Origin of the sequence: Halomonas sp. AOP22-C1-8 (assembly GCF_052378905.1) — a bacterium.
GTDB lineage: Bacteria > Pseudomonadota > Gammaproteobacteria > Pseudomonadales > Halomonadaceae > Vreelandella > Vreelandella citrativorans.
The window spans coordinates 97,338-113,890 of sequence record NZ_JBQSYD010000006.1; the positions used below are offsets into that span (position 1 = coordinate 97,338).

The 16,553-nt window shown below is 56.3% G+C and carries 13 protein-coding genes; 6 read left to right on the plus strand and 7 right to left on the minus strand.

The features are described 5' to 3' along the window. Positions 1–363 precede the first annotated feature (363 nt). From urtA to urtE, 5 genes are all read left to right on the plus strand, one after another. Entirely contained in the window at positions 364–1,683 is a 1,320-nt protein-coding gene (gene urtA, locus ACT3TY_RS05150) for an urea ABC transporter substrate-binding protein (RefSeq protein WP_140398999.1), read from the plus strand. Positions 1,684–1,767: 84 nt separating this feature from the next. Next, the gene (gene urtB / locus ACT3TY_RS05155) at positions 1,768–3,378 is read left to right on the plus strand and encodes an urea ABC transporter permease subunit UrtB (RefSeq protein ID WP_087110683.1); all 1,611 of its coding nucleotides are present in this window, start codon (positions 1,768–1,770) and stop codon (positions 3,376–3,378) included. A 3-nt stretch (positions 3,379–3,381) separates the two neighbouring features. Next, positions 3,382–4,530 (plus strand): urea ABC transporter permease subunit UrtC, encoded by a 1,149-nt coding sequence (gene urtC, locus ACT3TY_RS05160; RefSeq protein WP_087110685.1) that lies wholly within the window; start codon positions 3,382–3,384, stop codon positions 4,528–4,530. Next, a complete protein-coding gene (gene urtD / locus ACT3TY_RS05165) occupies positions 4,527–5,363 on the plus strand; it encodes an urea ABC transporter ATP-binding protein UrtD (RefSeq protein ID WP_087110687.1) in 837 nt (278 codons plus the stop codon). The genes urtC and urtD overlap by 4 nt, the downstream gene beginning before the upstream one ends. Next, the gene (gene urtE, locus ACT3TY_RS05170; protein ID WP_087110689.1) at positions 5,363–6,070 is read left to right on the plus strand and encodes an urea ABC transporter ATP-binding subunit UrtE; all 708 of its coding nucleotides are present in this window, start codon (positions 5,363–5,365) and stop codon (positions 6,068–6,070) included. Before urtD ends, urtE begins: the two co-directional genes overlap by 1 nt. Before the next feature lie 107 nt (positions 6,071–6,177). Here the strand turns inward: urtE and ACT3TY_RS05175 are convergent, their stop codons facing one another. From ACT3TY_RS05175 to ACT3TY_RS05205, 7 genes are all read right to left on the minus strand, one after another. Next, positions 6,178–8,280, minus strand: a complete 2,103-nt coding sequence (locus ACT3TY_RS05175; protein ID WP_303393867.1) for a TonB-dependent receptor — start codon at positions 8,278–8,280, stop codon at positions 6,178–6,180. A gap of 248 nt (positions 8,281–8,528) precedes the next feature. Then, the gene (locus ACT3TY_RS05180) at positions 8,529–9,500 is read right to left on the minus strand and encodes a siderophore ABC transporter substrate-binding protein (protein ID WP_172116955.1); all 972 of its coding nucleotides are present in this window, start codon (positions 9,498–9,500) and stop codon (positions 8,529–8,531) included. Next, positions 9,497–10,273, minus strand: coding sequence for an iron ABC transporter ATP-binding protein (locus tag ACT3TY_RS05185; protein WP_087110694.1), 777 nt, complete (start codon positions 10,271–10,273; stop codon positions 9,497–9,499). Before ACT3TY_RS05185 ends, ACT3TY_RS05180 begins: the two co-directional genes overlap by 4 nt. Beyond that, positions 10,270–11,217: an iron chelate uptake ABC transporter family permease subunit gene (locus ACT3TY_RS05190; protein WP_087110697.1), complete on the minus strand. Its 948-nt coding sequence runs from the start codon at positions 11,215–11,217 to the stop codon at positions 10,270–10,272. The genes ACT3TY_RS05185 and ACT3TY_RS05190 overlap by 4 nt, the downstream gene beginning before the upstream one ends. Then, complete coding sequence (locus ACT3TY_RS05195) at positions 11,217–12,158, minus strand: ABC transporter permease (protein ID WP_087110699.1); 942 nt, start codon at positions 12,156–12,158, stop codon at positions 11,217–11,219. The genes ACT3TY_RS05190 and ACT3TY_RS05195 overlap by 1 nt, the downstream gene beginning before the upstream one ends. Continuing rightward, on the minus strand, positions 12,158–13,918 hold the full coding sequence (locus ACT3TY_RS05200; protein ID WP_225733845.1) for an ABC transporter ATP-binding protein: 1,761 nt from the start codon (positions 13,916–13,918) through the stop codon (positions 12,158–12,160). Before ACT3TY_RS05200 ends, ACT3TY_RS05195 begins: the two co-directional genes overlap by 1 nt. Before the next feature lie 2 nt (positions 13,919–13,920). After that, positions 13,921–15,723 carry an ABC transporter ATP-binding protein gene (locus ACT3TY_RS05205; RefSeq protein WP_087110703.1) on the minus strand — a complete coding sequence of 601 codons (1,803 nt, stop codon included), beginning with the start codon at positions 15,721–15,723 and terminating at the stop codon, positions 13,921–13,923. Positions 15,724–15,924: 201 nt separating this feature from the next. Between ACT3TY_RS05205 and ACT3TY_RS05210 the strand changes: the two genes are divergently transcribed. After that, positions 15,925–16,542, plus strand: a complete 618-nt coding sequence (locus tag ACT3TY_RS05210; RefSeq protein WP_087110705.1) for a TetR/AcrR family transcriptional regulator — start codon at positions 15,925–15,927, stop codon at positions 16,540–16,542. Positions 16,543–16,553 lie beyond the last annotated feature (11 nt).

A 16,553-nucleotide genomic window follows, 5' to 3' on the forward strand; every position in this document is an offset into this window, starting at 1 on the left:
CTTGGTTATTCATGGTCTTGTATACAAGGCATTTTGCAAACCACAGGCCAAGAAAACGCTAAATGTTTTAAAAACAGAAGCTTGGCGATAAAAGGATAAAAATGAACAGTTTTTATGCACTTTTATCGTGCGAATCAGACCGCTTTAGCACCAATGAAGCGCTTTAAGACCCTGAATCAAAGATGGAAAACTCCTGTAAAACAACTTGTATACTTTTTATATGGTTGAATTTTTTATGTTTTTTTAAAGTGTGGAACGCATCGTGCAATGTGCAGGACGAGTTACAGGCGCTTTCAGGCAATTGAGTACACCTGATTAATGACAAATATCTAGCTGCCCGCTTGCAGCTTGGGGATGCGAAACATGAACTTGAAAAAACAGGCACTGCTGGGTCTTTCTGCACTGGCCCTTTCGGTATCGTTTCATGCGTCAGCCAATGATGACCCTATCAAGGTGGGTATCCTTCACTCCCTTTCCGGCACCATGGCTATCAGTGAGTCGACGTTAAAAGACACTGTTGAAATGCTGATCCAGCAGCAGAACGAAGCCGGTGGTCTGCTGGGTCGTCAGCTGGAAGCCGTGGTAGTGGACCCGGCCTCCAACTGGCCGCTGTTTGCCGAACGCGCCCGCGAGCTGCTGGCCCAGTATGAGGTAGACGTGGTGTTCGGCAACTGGACATCGGTATCACGTAAAGCGGTGCTGCCGGTGTTTGAAGAACTCAATGGTCTGTTGTTCTACCCGGTGCAGTACGAGGGAGAAGAGTCGTCTGCAAACGTCTTCTATACCGGTGCCGCGCCCAACCAACAGGCGATTCCCGCTGTCGAGTATTTGATTAACGAAGTCGGCATTGAGCGCTTTGCTCTGGTGGGTACCGACTATGTCTATCCGCGCACCACCAACCGCATTCTCGAAGCGTTTCTGAAAGATGAGCACGGCGTGGCAGGCGACGACATCATGGTCAACTACACGCCCTTCGGCCACTCCGACTGGCAGAACATCGTCTCCGAGATTCGTCGCTTCGGTGAAGAGGGCAAGTCTACCGCGGTGATCTCGACCATCAACGGCGACGCCAACGTGCCGTTCTACCGCGAGCTTGCCAACCAGGGTATTGATGCCGCTGATATTCCAGTGATTGCGTTTTCGGTAGGTGAGCAGGAGCTTTCCGGTATCGACACTGCGCCGCTCGTTGGCCATCTGGCTGCCTGGAACTACTTCATGAGCGTGGATACCGATGACAACTACGACTTTATCGACGCCTGGATTGAGCACACCGGTAATGAAGAAGCGGTCACCAACGACCCAATGGAAGCCCATTACATCGGTTTCAACATGTGGGCCGAGGCGGTGCGTAAAGCGGGTACCACCGATGTAGGCGCGGTGAAGGATGCCATTATCGGCGTGAGTGTGCCCAATCTCTCGGGTGGCTATGCGGCGATGATGCCCAACCACCACATCACTAAGCCGGTACTGATTGGCGAAGTGCAGGACAATGGCCAGTTCGATATCGTCTGGCAAACGCCCTCAACCGTTGCCGGCGATGCCTGGTCCGACTACTTGCCCGGCTCGCGCGACCTGATTGCCGATTGGCGCAAGCCCATGGAGTGCGGCAACTTCAACGTTGTGAACGGCTCATGCGGTGGCAGCACCGCTACTGAAGAAGCCGAAGCGGCGCTCGCCGAATAATACTGGCCACCCCTTGCCGCCCGCCTGATCGGGCGGCAAGGGAGCACGCTAACTCTCCACCTTGACCACCAAAGGAACAACCCCATGAGGCGTTTCCTTTCCTGGGGGTTTTTGTGCGCTGTGTTGTTGGGCATAACACTCAACGTACAGGCACAGACAGGCCCCGATACTTCTGATAATGACGCCGCGCTTGAGCTTCTTGAGGCGCTGGATGTCGATTCCTACCGCGATAAAGGCGAGGCGATTACCGCCATATTGCAAAGCGACGACGAGCGCGCCCGTGATTGGCTGCAGGCTCTGCTGGATGGCCGCTTGCAGCGTGCCGACGATGGTCAGTTTGTTGTCGTACTCGATAACAGTGGCCGAGAGTGGCCGGTGGCCGACGCCTTGACGAATGAACCGCTGGGTGAGATGTCACGCCGCGACCTGGACCGCGTGGGCATCAATAACGCCCTGCGAAACCAGCTGCGCAGCGCGATTGCTGTGGTGGACCTTTACTCGCCCAATCTGGATCGCCGCCGTATCTCTGCCGAACGTTTGCTGGGTGAAGTCGATGGTGAGCTGCTTGAACCCATCAATGCGCTCATTCTGGAAGAAAAGGATAGCCAGGTACGTTATCGGCTGAGCCAAGCGGTCGCCATTTACCGTGCTGAGCAGGGTGAAATGGCGGGTATCGAAGCGCTAACCGGAAGCCTTCATCCACGCGCTAGAGTTGCGCTAAGTCGTGCGGCCAATGGCGACGACACCGTAGCTGCGGATGCCGCCCGCGCCGCGCTTGCCAGCGTGGAACAGAACCTGAAAATCAACCGTGGGGTTGAAACGCTCTACTTTGGCTTGAGCCTGGGGTCAGTGCTGGTACTGGCCGCCATTGGTCTTGCGATTACCTTTGGCGTGATGGGCGTCATCAACATGGCCCACGGTGAGCTGATGATGCTGGGCGCCTACACTACCTGGATGATGCAACAGCTGTTGCCCGGCCAGCCGGGGCTGGCGTTGATTCTCTCTATTCCGGCAGGTTTTCTGGTCGCCGCATTGGTGGGGGTTGCCATTGAGCGCAGCGTGATTCAGTTTTTGAAAGGCCGCCCGCTGGAGACGCTCCTCGCCACCTTCGGTATCAGTCTGATCCTGCAGCAGCTGGTGCGTACGGTGATCTCGCCGCTCAACCGCACGGTAATTACTCCGGAGTGGATGAGCGGGTCGCTCATTATCAATGACGCGCTGTCGCTGACCATAAACCGCATGGTGGTACTGGGTTTTGCGCTGGTGGTGTTTGCCGGTTTGATGCTGATCATGCGCCGCACCCGCCTGGGCCTTGAAGTACGTGCCGTGACCCAGAACCGCGCTATGGCACGCTCCATGGGAATTCGCGCGACCCGTGTGGATATCCTGACCTTTGCACTCGGCTCTGGTGTAGCCGGCCTTGCCGGCGTGGCGCTTTCCCAGCTTACCAATGTCGGCCCGAACCTCGGCCAGAACTACATCATCGACTCGTTCATGGTGGTGGTGTTCGGCGGTGTGGGCAATCTCTGGGGGACGCTCGTGGCCGGGCTGTCATTGGGGGTGATCAATCAGGTGCTGGAACCCTGGGCGGGCGCGGTACTCGCCAAGATTATCGTGCTGGTCTTTATCATTCTGTTTATTCAAAAACGCCCGCGTGGACTCTTCCCGCAGAAGGGCCGGGCTGCGGAGGGCTAACCCATGATGTCACAACTACCTTCAAGCCAGTTTTGGCTAACCCGCCCGTTTGGTGAGCGTGCCACACAGGTCTTTTTAGGAGTACTGTTCACCGCGCTGCTGGTCGTGACGGTACTCCACGTGGCACTGCCTCAAGGCAGCCCGCTGCATGTGAACGCCTACACGGTGAACCTGTTTGGCAAGTACCTAAGCTACGCGCTGCTGGCCGTGGCGGTTGATCTGGTGTGGGGATATCTCGGCATTCTTAGCCTGGGCCACGGGGCGTTTTTTGCGATTGGCGGTTACGCCATGGGCATGTACCTGATGCGCCAGATTGGTGACCGGGGCACTTACGGCCACCCGGTGCTGCCGGACTTCATGGTGTTCCTAAACTGGGAAAGTCTGCCCTGGTACTGGCAGGGCTTTGATATGGCTTGGTTCGCCTTTGCCATGGTGCTGCTGGCGCCGGGTATGCTGGCGCTGGTGTTCGGCTTTTTGGCGTTTCGCTCGCGGGTGACGGGGGTTTATCTCTCGATCATTACCCAGGCGTTGACCTTTGCGCTGATGCTGGCATTTTTCCGCAATGAGATGGGCTTTGGCGGCAATAACGGGCTGACCGACTTCCGCGAACTTTTGGGCTTCAACCTGCGCAGCAACGATACTCGTCTGGGACTTTTTCTGGCCACCGGCGTGGCGCTGGCGCTGGGTTATATCCTCTGTCGGGCGATCGTGACCAGCAAGCTGGGGCGTGTGTGCGTGGCCACTCGCGACGCCGAGGCGCGCACGCGCTTTATCGGCTACCGGGTAGAGCGCTTTCAACTCTTCGTGTTTGTGGTGTCCGCGATGCTCGCGGGCCTGGCAGGCGCGCTTTACGTACCTCAGGTGGGCATCATCAACCCTAGCGAATTCTCGCCGCTGTTCTCGATTGAGATCGTGCTATGGGTGGCGCTGGGTGGTCGGGCCACGCTGTACGGCGCGGTGATCGGCGCAATTCTAGTCAACTATGCCAAAACTATTTTCACCGGTGTCATGCCTGATGCGTGGCTGTTTGCTTTGGGCGCAATGTTTGTACTCGTCACGGTACTGCTGCCCAAGGGCGTGGCGGGGCTGTTGCGCAAGCGCCGTCGCGCTGTTGAATCCGATAACGCAGGCACCAAGGAGGCTATTGCATGAGCTTGCTGCAGTCATTCAAAACCCGCGACCGGGTATTTGACTTTATAGCGCCAGCCGCCTCCCCGGTGGACGTACGCCACGGCCCGATTCTGTATATGGAAGACGTCACGGTGAGCTTTGATGGCTTTAAAGCGATCAACAAGCTGAATTTGACCATCGACGACGGCGAGCTGCGTTGCATTATTGGCCCCAACGGGGCGGGAAAGACCACCATGATGGATATTATCACCGGCAAGACGCGGCCCACTGAGGGCAGCGTATGGTTTGGCAGCCGTCATAACCTGCTCAATATGAACGAGCCGGAAATTGCCAGCCTCGGGATCGGGCGCAAGTTTCAAAAGCCCACGGTGTTTGAAGTACTGAGCGTGTTCGAAAACCTGGAGCTGGCCATGGCCGCCGACAAACGGATCTTTCCCACCCTGACTGCGCGTATGACCGGTGAGATCAAAGACCGCATCGACGAAGTGCTGGAGACCATTGGTTTGACTCAGTTGCGCTTTCAGCCTGCGGGCATTCTCTCTCATGGTCAGAAACAGTGGTTGGAAATCGGCATGCTGTTAATGCAGCGCCCACGGTTACTGCTGGTGGATGAGCCGGTCGCCGGTATGACCGAGCAGGAAATGGAGCGTACAGCCGAACTGCTGACCGGTTTGGCGGGTAAGCAGTCGGTGGTCGTCGTGGAACACGATATGGGCTTTGTGCGCTCAATTGCCCGCAAAGTGACCGTGCTTCACCAAGGCAGTGTGTTGGCCGAAGGCAGCATGGATCAGGTCTCAAGCGACCCCAACGTAGTCGAAGTGTACCTGGGTGCTGACGATGAGGAGGCTGCCTGATGCTGGCAATTGAAAAGCTCAACCAGTTTTATGGGGAAAGCCATACACTTTGGGATCTGGACCTGGACGTACCCGCTGGCCAGTGCACCTGCGTGATGGGCCGCAACGGAGTGGGTAAAACCACGCTGATGAAAGCCATCATGGGTGAAGTGGCGGTAAAAAGTGGCCAGTTGCGCTACCAGTCGAGCAGCGAAGCGGTTGAGTTAACCCAAAAAGCCGTGGAAGCACGTTCACGGCTGGGCATTGGCTTTGTACCGCAAGGGCGGCAGATTTTCCCGCTACTCACCGTAGAAGAGAATCTGCGTACCGGCCTTGCTGCACGCAGTGACAAGCTGAAAAAAATCCCCGAGCGTATCTATGAACTGTTTCCAGTGCTCAAGGAGATGAAGCACCGCCGCGGCGGTGACTTATCCGGCGGGCAACAGCAGCAGCTTGCCATTGGCCGAGCGCTGGTAATCGAGCCCAAACTCTTGATTCTGGATGAGCCGGGGGAGGGCATTCAGCCCAATATCGTCGCGCAAATTGGCCAGGTGATTCGCCAGCTGATTGCCGAAGACGCCCTAACGGTGCTGCTGGTCGAGCAGAAGCTGCCCTTTGCGCGCAAATACGCCGACCGCTTTGTGATAATGGACCGCGGCCGCCCGGTGGCCAAAGGTGATATCAGCGAGCTTTCCAACGAGCTGATCAAGCAGCACCTAACGGTTTAAGTTATCCACACCTACGCCCGCTCGGCGAGCGTAGGTGGGGAGGTTTTACGGAGTTAGTAGTGAAAAATATTCGGTGTTATGGCATTAGCACCGCTTGTTACAGTCGTCTAGAAGTCCAGTGAGGCCGAAAACATAAAGGTGCGGGGGGCGCCTAATGCGAGGCTTGAGAGTTGTGGCATTGCCCAGTACGTTTTATCGGTCACATTGTTAACAGTGGCACGCAGTGTGAGTGGATAGCCGGAAAGGTTAGAGGCGTAGCGTGCTCCAACGTCATAAATAGTGTGTCCGGGTACTGATAGGGAGTTGTCACTATTAATGTACTGCTCTGACATCGCGGTGGCATTAGCGGTCAGTGTCAGCCCTGGTGCTACGGATAGATCCCATTCAGTGCCTAGCTTGGCTTGCAGGTCTGGTACGCCGGTTGCCTGATTGCCTTGTTCTTCATCGCTCGCGGCGCGCGTGATTTCTGGGTTTACATAAGCGATGCCCCCCATCAGGCGCAGGTTGCTGAGAGGACTGCCGAAGAAACTCCACTCCACTCCTCGGTTCCGCTGCTCGCCCCCAACCGAGAAGATATTGGTTGCCAGGTCGGTGTAGCTGCTGGGCCGCTTTATTTCATACAGGCTAAGCGTGTGTGAAAAATCACCCAGATCAAGTTTCACGCCAACCTCGCTCTGTTTGGTCTTGTAAGGCTCGAACACCTCACCAGCGTTGGCGGCAGTCATAGGTGCCGTGGCCCCCTGGCTGAGCCCCTCGATATAGTTGGCGTAGAGCGATACCTGGTCGGTCGCTTTGAAAAGTAGTGCTGCGGCGGGTGTGACCGCGCTTTCATCATAGCGGGAGATACGTGTGCCGGTCATCACGCTGTAGGTGTCGCTCACCACTTCCTGGCGTCGGGCGCCGAGCGTCAGCTGTATGCGATCATCGGCAAACGAGAGCGTGTCTGCCAAACCGTAGCTGTTCAAGCGTAGCTCTGTATGCATGATGTGCGGTGTAATGAAATCAGCGGCGGGGCCCCATTGCGGATTGTATAGGTTGGTGATCCAGTCCGCATCGGGAACGCTTCTGCGCCCGTAATCGTGCTGCTCGTGCTCATAATGGGTGGCATTGACGCTGATGTCGTGACTGACAGCGCCGGTCTGGAAGTGACCGCGAACCCCGACTTCCGCCGATGTTTTTTCGACATCGAAGGCAAGCTGACCAACGCTTGTGCGATAGTTGCCTTGATCATCAAGCACCTGGGCTGACATGGCACCGTTGTAGGTGTAATTGGTTTCGCTTTGACCTATTGACGCGTACCCCATGATCTCGTCGGTAAAGTCGAATTCGCCACGCAATATGGCCCCCTTGTCGCGCGTGTCGGCAAAGGCCCAGTCCGGGTTGATCAGTGTATCGGGGGCGGGAGGCGTCGGAACTGCCAGGCCGGGGGCCAGGTTGATACCTCGAGCGGGTCCATCAATATGGTCGTCCGCACTGTACAAGTCGGCTGATAGTCGAGCGTGATCACCGCGCCAGTCCAACCCCAGAGAGCCCATTTGAACCTTTGGTGTCTGGTTATCCACAGCCCCCTCGCCGTCGCGGTATACGCCGTTAACGCGAACGCCAAACTGCTGGTCGTCACCCAGGCGTCGGCCGACATCAAGGTGCCCGCCAATCTGGGCGTCGGACATATACGTGGTGGTGAAACGCGTCAACGGTTCATCGCCAGCCCGTTTGGGAACCAGGTTAATGGCACCGCCAACGGAGCCACCTGGCGGCATCCCGTTGAGTAGTGCCGAAGGCCCCTTGAGCACCTCGATACGCTCGAACATTTCTGGAGACGTACGGTAGTAGGGGGCCATCCCGGCCAGACCACCGAACGTGACGTCACGTGTGCTGGCGTCAAAACCACGGATCGAATAGGTTTCGCTCCAGGCACTGGTGACGCCGTTGCTGAAGACACTCGGATCCGTCGCTGCAATTACATCGGTAATACTCTGAGCTTGTTGATCCTGGATAAAGCGATCCGTATAGCTGATGGCATTGAAAGGCGTCTCCATGAAGTCTCTTTTCCCCAGGAAGCCCGCCCGGTTGCTGTAGGTGACTTGGCCGCCGGCATACGTATCGTTAACGGATGTCGCTTCTCCGTGTACGGTGATGGGTGCTAGGGCAGTAGTACTGCGGGTCTCGGTCTCCTGGGCCTGTGCGAGAGCTTGTGAAGACAGCAGCATGACAGCACTCGCGCTCAGAGCGAGCAGAAATGCGCTCCTGACGAGCGATAAAGGGTTTGAGCAAGAGGCGCAATGTAGTGCTCTCGTCGGCTGTAGGGGACGGTGGTGGCAATGTAAGGGCATGTCGATCTCCATTTTTAAACACAGAGGAACTACACCGCTTCAATTGAGCGCCTGTTAAAAGGCGCATTGAAGCAGTCGATGAAAGCGTTTTTTTAGGTGCTTTAGTGCTTTAGTGCTATGGTCTGCTAGTGCCGGTAGCCGTCGATAATGTCATCCGCGATGATCGCCAGAGCGCTGACGCTGGCGGCGGTGACATACCAGGCTTCGGGGTCGACAAAGACCACCCGGTCATTTCGCCAGGCGTTAGTTTGGCGTAATAGGGGGTTGGCCAGGCTGTCGGTACTCATGGTGGGCCGGTGCTCCATTACGGCAGTACGATCCACGACATAGATGATGTCGGGGTCGGCCTGCTGGATGAATTCGCTAGAAACCGGCTGGCCGTGCAGGCCGGTATCGATGTCGGGAGCGGCGGGGGCAACGCCGAATTCAGTGAAGATGAAGCCGTAGCGTGACTGCACGCCAAAGGAGTGGAAGGCCCCATTATTATGCAGCAGGATAAGGGCTTTCTCAGGGCGGCCTTGGGTAACACGCCGGACCTCCTCGACGGTATGAACCAGCTCGGCTGCCCGCTGACGGGCCAATTTCTGTTTGCCAAAGATCTGCCCAAGATCCATGAGATGATCCATGACAACGTCAATGTGGTTGGTCTGACTGTTGCGGTAATCCACGTCAAAGTGCAGCGTGGGTGCGATCTGAGTCAGCTCGTTATAGTCGTTGGCCTGTAACGACGTCATAAGAATGAGGTCAGGGTTAGCGCGATGCACTCGCTCAAGGTTAGGGCGTACGATAGCGCCCAGATCTTCAATCGTCGGGTCGTCTCGATACTTCTCCAGAAAATGGGGAATAAAGTCCTTTGGCATGCCCACCACCGGAACGTCCAACTGATCCAGAAAATCGACTTCATTCATGTCTAATGCCGCTACCCGGTGTGGACGGTGATCGATCACGGTGCTTCCCAGCGCGTGGTGAATCGTGATCGGTGTTATGGCCTCCTGTGCGGACATATTGTTGGCTGAGGGCTGATCGCACCCTTGTAGCAACGCCACCAAGGCGAGTGGGAGAAGGCGTGCCAAGCGGTTGTTTAGAGATCGTTTCATTCCAGGTTTCCTGAGGGCTTGAAGTAATTACATAGATAACCGCGTTCGTTATGGGCGATGTCGAACTTCAGTCCGTAAAGCTCACTCAAGCGCCGTTCGGTGATGACGTCGGTGACGTTGCCATCGCAGTGCACTTCCCCATCCTTCATGGCGACGATGTAATCGGAGTAGTTGGCGGCAAAGTTGATGTCATGAACGACCAGGATGACCGTTCGTCCATGCTCGTCGCAGAGACGGCGAAGAGCCTGCATGATCTGAACGGCATGTTTGATATCGAGGTTATTCAGTGGCTCGTCGAGCAGCAGGTAATCGGTTTGCTGTGCAATGGTCATGGCCAGGAACGCCATCTGGCGTTGGCCGCCGCTGAGCTCGTTCAGATAAGCACCGCGTAGTGCCGTCAGCGATAGAAACGACAGGGCGTCGTCAATCACACGATGGTCGTGCCGAGTGAGTGTGCCACGGCTATAGGGAAAGCGGCCAAAGGCGACCAACTCCTCGACGGTCAGGCGTAGGTTGAACTCAGGCGTCTGGCGTAGCGTGGCCACCTGCCTGGCATACTCGCTGATGGGAATGCGCGTTACCTGGGAGCCGTCGAGTCGAATATCCCCCCGAGAGGGCTTAAGTAGTCTCGCGAGCATCATCAGAAGCGTCGTCTTACCCGCGCCGTTGGGGCCCACCAGGGACGTCAACTGACCTGATGGAAAGCAGAGATTGATCGCCGATAGCACCGAACGGTCGCCGTAGGTTTTATGAAGGTCTTGAACCGTGATCATGCTGCGCCTCGCGTACGCACCATCAGCGACAGGAAGTAAGCCCCACATACGAGGTTGACGAGGATGCCGACGGTGGTTGTGTAGTTGAAGAGATGTTCGACCAGCAGTTGGGCGAGGATGAAAAGGGCGATGGCGAGGGCACAACCCACCGGTAGCGTGACCCGATGACGGTAAGTGCCTGCAAGCGCATAGGCCGTATTGGCCACGAAAATGCCCATGAACGCCGTGGGGCCAAGCAGGCTGGTCGATACAGCCACCAGCGAGGCGATCAGAAAGAGCTGGTGTTGCACGCAGCGTCGATAATCGATGCCAAGTGACATGGCCTGCTCTCTGCCCAGCAAGAGCACATCTAGCATTGGGAGGCTTTTCAGTCCCACCAGACAAATCGCGGCCACGATCAGTGTGGCGTATAGCAGTTGTGTGGTGCTGGCGTTACCGAAAGCGGCTTGGCTGTAACCCATCAGAATGGAAAACTCGCCTGGACTCATTTTGAGCTGAACGAACTGTGTGAAAGTGGTAATGACCATTGTCAGTACCAGTCCTACCAGCAGCAGGAAATAGACATTGTCTCTGCCGTCTCTAAACAGCCATCGATGCAGCGTCCAGGAGTAGCCAAGCATCAGCAGGACCGAGAGTGCGGCGTTGCCATGCTCGCCGAGCACCATCAGACTGTGGGTGCCCAGCACCAGCATCAACAGGGCCTGAAACAGCAGATAGACGGCCTCATAGCCCATGATGGCAGGCGTTAATATCCGGTTACCGGTAAGGCTCTGAAACGTAATGGCGGACCAGGCGACACAAATGCCACCGATCACCATGGTGGCCAAGCGCTCAAGTCGTTTCGGTATCACATACTCGAAGTCGAAACCGGAGCGTACAAAGACAAAAGCGAGCGCAAGAGCGATCACGGCCGCCCAAACGGTGTGGCGAGCTTTGATAGTCATCACTGTGCCCTCCTGACAATCAGGATCAGAAACAGCACGCCTCCGACACAAGCCGACGTTAAGCCGATGGGCACTTCAAAGGGATAGATCAGCAGGCGTCCCGCAATGTCGCAGACCAGCAGCAGTGTTGCCCCCGACAGTGCTACGGCGGGTAGGGTGCGAGCCAGGTTATCGCCGTAGTAGAGCGCTACCAGATTGGGAACCACTAATCCGACAAAGGGGATGGCGCCCACCGCGATGACCGTGACCGAGACAGTAATGGCCACCAGCATCAGCCCAATGGCGGAGGTGACGAGATAGTTCACGCCTAAACTCGTCGCCATGTCTTCGCCCATGCCCAGCACCGTGAAGCGATGAGCGTAGACGTAGGCGAGCACAACGACCGGCAGGATTAGGTAGATGATTTCGTAATGGCCCTGGACGATCTTTGAAAAATCTCCCAGCAGCCAGCCCTGCATGCTTTGCAGGATGTTATGGCGGTAGGCGTAGAACTCGGCTAGGGCGCTTAGCACGCCGCCGTACATCAAACCGATGACGGGAACCAGTACCGTGTTGGTGAACTTGATGCGGCGAACGATAGCGATAAAGACAACATTCGCAGCGAAGCAGAAGAGCAGGGCTGCAAGCATTCGTGATCCAGCGCCAGCCGTAGGCATTAGAGACAGCGATACGAGAATGCCCAGTTTGGCGGCATCAAGCCCACCCGAGGTGGCGGGCTCCACGAACTTATTGCGCACGATATGCTGCAAAATCACACCGCAAATCGCGAGGCCCACTCCGGTCAAGGACACCGTGATCAGGCGCGGCAGTCGGCTGGCCGTCAACGTCAACCAAGCATCATCTGACAGGGTGATAAGTTGGTACCCGCTTATCTGCCGCGCGCCTGTCAGTAATGACATCCCGCACAGCAATACAAACAGGAGAGGCAGATACACGCGCATCACTGTGAGGTTTCTCCCGTTTTATCCGGGGTGATGCGCCACCCTTTGGTGGTTTGGCGTTGGTCAAGAAACGTGGCGTATCGCCCCTGCTGAGCGAGCAGTTCATCGGGCGCGCCTTGCTCAATGATGCGTCCGTCATCTAGCACGATGATCTGATCAGCCATGCTCACCGTAGAGAGTTGGTGGGCGATCACCAATAGCGTACGTTGGCCTCTCAGTCGCACCAGCGCCTGGGTAATGATGGCTTGATTTTCCGCATCCAGTGCGGCAGTCGCTTCATCCACCAGCAGAATGGGCGCATTCTTAATGAGTGCTCGGGCGATGGCGATACGCTGCCGTTCGCCGCCGGAAAGGCGGGCGCCTCCCTCGCCCACTGGTGTGTCCAATCCTTGGGGCAGGCGTTCGACGATCTCGATGACACCGGCCAGACGCACGGCGTCCATCAGGTCGGCATCGCTGGCGTCGGGATGGCCAAAGCGAATATTGTCAGCAATGCTGCCGGCAAACAGGTAGCTCTCCTGGAAGATCTGGCTGACGTGATCCGCCAGCTGGGTACTAGACATATCGCGGACGTCCACGCCGCCGACGAGCACACTACCGTGATCTGCATCGAAAAATCTCGCGACCAGGCGCGCCAGAGTGGTCTTGCCTGAACCTGACTCACCGATCAATGCGGTCATGCTACCGGGCGTGATAGATAGGCTAACCCCGTTGAGCACGTCGGGCTCATGCGGCGCATAGCGAAAGCGGACGGCTCTCAATTCGATGGAGGCATCGCGCGGTGGCTGAGGGACCGTTGGCTCGGTTAGGGGGGCAGCGTCGAAAATCGCCTGGATCTCTTCGAGTTGCCCCCTTGCACTACGCAAAATGTCGCTGTGTTGAGCGATGTCCAGCAGCGGTTCGACGAACCGGCTTACCAGTACCAGCGCAATGATGACGCTTATAATGCTCGCTGCCGTCAGTGATCCTTCCAAAAGCGTATTGATCCACAGGGTTGTGACGATCAGCAGCACGGCAAAGACTGTCTGCACTGCCCAGGCATTGAGCAGCGCCGAAAGTGCCGATAGGCAAGCCAGCCTTGTTCCCGAGCGGTGCTGTTGTTCCATGGCCTGTTCTAAGAAGCGTGTGCTGTGGTTGTTCCCACTAAAGGCGCGTAAGACTGTCTGGGCACTGGCGAACTCGACCATGCGCTGACTGGTATCAGAAAAGTGTTGCTGGAAGGCCCTGTCGGCATGCTGGGCAAGCTTGGCGGTGAGTAATAAAACCCCCAAAAGTAGCGGCAGCGCGACCAGCGCCGCAATGCCCAGCGGTGCATGCAACACCAATAGCGCGGCAAGGAGAACGATAGGCGTGACAAGCCCGCTGATCACCGGTGTAAAGACGTGAGCAGGAAGCTGGGCCACCGCCATCATACCCTGCGTGGTTACATGGCTAAGGCGCGCGGTATTTGTCGCGGTAAACCAGCCAACCGGCAGATGGATCACGTGTTCGCCAAGGCGATGGCGGCCCGACTGCAAGATGGCGACGCCGACACGGACGCCTGCCTGCTCCACGTGCCATCGCACTCCCCAACAGATTAGGATGCCGAAAAGCAGCACTACTAGCCATGTGGTGGCCACACTGAGTTGGCCAATCAGGAGGTAATAGAGAAGAGGGATAAGGGCCAAGATGGTCAGACCGCTTAGCACACCATAGACAGTGACCAGACCGAGATAGCGACGCAAGAGCGCGGTGTCTTCGCCAAGCAGTTGATTGAGCATTTTCAGCACGCTGCCACCTTCGATTCCAGTGAGTTTGTTTTCTCTTCCAGTGCCCAAAGGCGAGCATAAAGGTCATTGCTGGCCAGTAGCTGGTCGTGATTGCCTTGCTCAGCAACCGTGCCGCCATCGAGTACCAGAATATGGTCGGCGTGGATGATCGACTTTAGGTGATGCGAAATAATCACAAGCGTCCGCCCCCGGGTTAAACGCGACAGAGCCTGCTGGATGGCCAGCTCATTGCTGGCGTCAACCGCTGCTGTCGGCTCGTCCAGCACCAATAGAGGCGGATCAAGTAACATGGCGCGGGCAATACTGACGCGCTGTTGCTCGCCACCTGACAGTTGAATATCCTCGCCAACCATCGATCGATAGCCGTTAGGGAGTGCGGCGATACGTTCGTGAATATTCGCCGCGCGAGCGGCATCCTCGATTTCCTGTTGGCTGGCCGAAGGGCGGCCCAACGCAATGTTGTCTCGAATGCTGGCATGGATCAGACGCACGTCCTGCAGAACAAAACCAATCCGCTGGTAGAGCGTTGACATCTCAAGATGGCGCAGATCCACCCCGCCTAACGTAATGCGCCCATGGGTGGGGTCAAAAAAGCGCAGCATCAGGCGTGCCAGGGTGGATTTGCCTGCCCCCGAAGGGCCAACAATCGCCGTAACGCTGCCAGGTGCAAGAGTAAAGTGCAGGTTCGATAGCCCGTTTTGGGCATTGTTATAGACGTAACTGACATTTTCAAAGCGAACTTCATGATCGTTGGGGAGCTGGCACTCACTGGAGGGGATTGATGGCAATACCGGCGTTTCAAGCAGTGCCATGACGCGTTGGGCGGCGCCAACGGCACTGCCTAAGTCGTGCAGCAAGGTATGCAGCAGCAGTAACGGAGCACAGATACCGGGGGCTACTAGAATGAATGGCAACAGATCGACCGGTTCTGACCAGCCGTTGGCGACGCAAAATATGCCAACCGTGAGCGCCAGTCCCAATATCGTCACCGTTGTCACCATCGCATGAACATGTGCCATAGAAGCGACCAGAGGGCGGGTAAATTGCTCAAATGCATGGGCAAAGCTATCCACTGCTGCTTGGTAGCCACGATAGGCTTGTCCGGTCGTACCGAAGGCCTTGACGACGGGAATGCCGCAGACAAATTCATTAATGGCGTTATTCATGCGCTCAAGCTGGGCAATAAACTCACCCATATTGGCTTTGCTGGCTTGCATGAGTCGGCGCAGGAAAAGAAAGAAACCGGGAAGAGGCAGTAACGTAATAACGGCGATTTTCCAATCCAGCATGATCAGGTAGACCACCGAGATCAGTAAGGCGCCAAACGCGCGTCCTACCGCCGTGTAAAAGTGCGCGGTCAGGCTGTGCAGCGTCGCAATATCGTCTTGCATCGCCTGTTTTACGTCGCCGGATGCGCGGCTGGTAAACCAGCCAAGCGGTGCTTGGGACAAGCGTCGCATAACAGCCAAGCGTAGCTGGTAGGTGAGTTTGTTATCCGCCAGGTGCGCTACCAGCTCGCCGAGAAACATGCACCCCATGCCGACAAAGAGGCTCACGATGCTGGCTGCTACCACCCAGCCGATTTCACGCATGCTGGCGGTTGATAACTCCCAGGCGGCGCCTGGATCAGACACAAGAATCTTGGCGATATGTGCCATACCGGCAAGCGGCACCATCGTTAATATCGTGCCGATGCCCGCCAGCATTGCCGCGGCAAAAAGCCGTGTGCGTATAGGGGCCAACACTTGGCTGATGGGGCTCTTACCTTGGGATCTCGATGTATCGTGCGTGCTCATGAAGCGTTATGACTCGGCCATAGGGGATTATCGAACCTGCATAGCAGTAGTTTGTAACGAGAATTAGTCGCGTTTAAATAGGCTAATAGATAATTAGTTTCATGGCAATAAACTAATTAATATAATTGCATGCCAATCAACTAATTGACCCTAAAGTGAGTGAGTGGCTAGATAAGGAACGTCAGCGATTAAGGATGCAATATGACCACGCAACAGCCAGTTAAAGCACGCGGGCGGCCGCCTACCATCACGCTTGAGCGTATTGCGAATGCGGGTATCGAAATCGGCCTACCCAACATCACCTTTGTCGGGGTGGCCAGCGCGCTAGGCATCAGCCATATGGCGCTTTATAAGCATGTGCCCAATTTAAAGGCGCTGAAATGCTTAGTGGCCGAAGAAATATTTCAACGTTGGAATATTCCACGAGCTTCCAATGATGCGCCCGGGGAATTGAAAGAGTATCTATCCACTTTTGCCGCATCGATAAGCGAGTTTGTCAAAGCTCACCCAGGATTAACGCCCTATGTGATCCGTCGCTTGGCTGCCACTCAGCCCATGATTGAAAAAATTCGTGCACATCAAAACCATATTGCTGAGGTTTATGATATCTCCCAGGAGCAAGCTCGCTGGCTTCTGGCGACTATAGCTTTTCAATGCTTTTCCGTCGCCGATACGATTTATTCGGTAGTGGGGAAAGAGCCTGTCGAGGGGGCGAGCCGCGGCCTGGAGGAGGCCGAAATGGAGGCGGAATTAGAGGAAGGTATGCGAGCGCTTATTACTGGTGCGCTAGTAATACTGAACGAGCGCTCACGTGGATAGGGCCTTTATAA